Here is a 1,204-nt window from a genome sequence, read left to right as displayed (position 1 = left end):
AATGGTATTGAAGGACTTGAAACCTGTTTGCCTTACTTTCTCATGCCATTTGGCCAGATTGGCTAGCGCAAAGACCTTGTCTTTTGTGTTTTCGAATAGCTGACTAAGACCCATACTTAGTCCATAGGCTGTTTTTAGATCGGGAAATCTCCCAAATAGGAGTTCCGCACGATCCTTTTGACTATCGGTCCAGGCCGAAGGTTTTTTATACAAAACGTACCTGCTACGAGCTAATAACTGTTTGACTGTATCTCCATTGTGAAGTACTTCTGATTGAAATGGGTTGCCTGTTTTTTTCGATATCTCTATGGCCTCATTTTCTGCATCCAGCGCTTCCCATCTATGTTTAATCCGCATTTCCTGCAGCGCTTCTGTAGCGAGCTTTTGTACATGAAACCTATCGGTCACCCTGGTCGCCTGAGGAAAACAACGTTTACAGATCAACTCCATGTTACCCGCCATATCCAAGGTGATTTCTCTCACCTTTTTTCTCGCGCTTTCAGGAATCTTTTGTAGTACTGAAATGACGTTTTCCGCTTTGGTACCTGCTACAATGGCAACAATAGCCCCTTTCTTACCTTTTGCCGCTTTGTTGGTCAGGATGGTGTAAAGCTCACCATGGGAAAGGCTGGTTTCATCTATGGAAAGCTGTTCTCCCAGGTTCTCTGGATATAAGAGCCACTTTTTTGCATGTGGTTTTTGTTCCCAGCCTTTAAAATCACTTAGATAATCTCGGTATTGTCGGAGCAGATTTTTAGACTTAACACCATAGAATGAGCTGATGGAATCAATGCTATTCGGCGCTGTATCGATTGATTTCTTTTAAAAAAGCCGCGAAATCTCCTGTCATTCGCGTTCCTTTCTCAACTAAAGTCCAATTCCGGTAAATTACTTGAGAACTCTCGGTATTAAGCCATCTACGTCTTCGGATATGGTAAAAAACTTTGTGCCCACGAATTGGAAAATCCTGAATCACAATCTGAGGAAAAAAGCCTTTTGACAAAACTTTTATATCATCCCATTCCGACGGAGGGTTATTCAGTTCCTCAAGCTCAATATTGAAGGTGTCACTGTCTTCAATAGCTCCTTTGAATTCAAAATTCTCTAGTATAAAATCTGGCAGAAATAATTTCAGTAATGATGCAGTACTTGATGGCATAAATATTAAACTGGATAAAAATACAAAGCTATATTTTTATCACCT

2 protein-coding genes are annotated in these 1,204 nt (G+C 40.6%); both read right to left on the bottom strand.

Going from position 1 to position 1,204, the window contains the following annotated elements; genetic code table 11:
* Positions 1 to 783 (bottom strand): ISAon1 family transposase (locus GM920_RS23570; RefSeq protein ID WP_449581086.1); only part of this gene is annotated, 783 nt, incomplete at its 3' end.
* A gap of 10 nt (positions 784 to 793) precedes the next feature.
* On the bottom strand, positions 794 to 1,159 hold the full coding sequence (locus tag GM920_RS23565) for an ISAon1 family transposase N-terminal region protein (protein WP_182961872.1): 366 nt from the start codon (positions 1,157 to 1,159) through the stop codon (positions 794 to 796).
* Positions 1,160 to 1,204: the final 45 nt, after the last annotated feature.

This window comes from Pedobacter gandavensis, assembly GCF_014172405.1.
GTDB lineage: Bacteria > Bacteroidota > Bacteroidia > Sphingobacteriales > Sphingobacteriaceae > Pedobacter > Pedobacter gandavensis.
The sequence above is the reverse complement of the archived record's forward strand: the minus strand, read 5'-3'. Positions and strand labels throughout refer to the sequence as shown.

Excerpts from the sequence above, each read along its gene's own strand:
- GM920_RS23565 (WP_182961872.1), bottom strand. The coding sequence starts at position 1,159 with ATGCCATCAAGTACTGCATCATTACTGAAATTATTTCTGCCAGATTTT.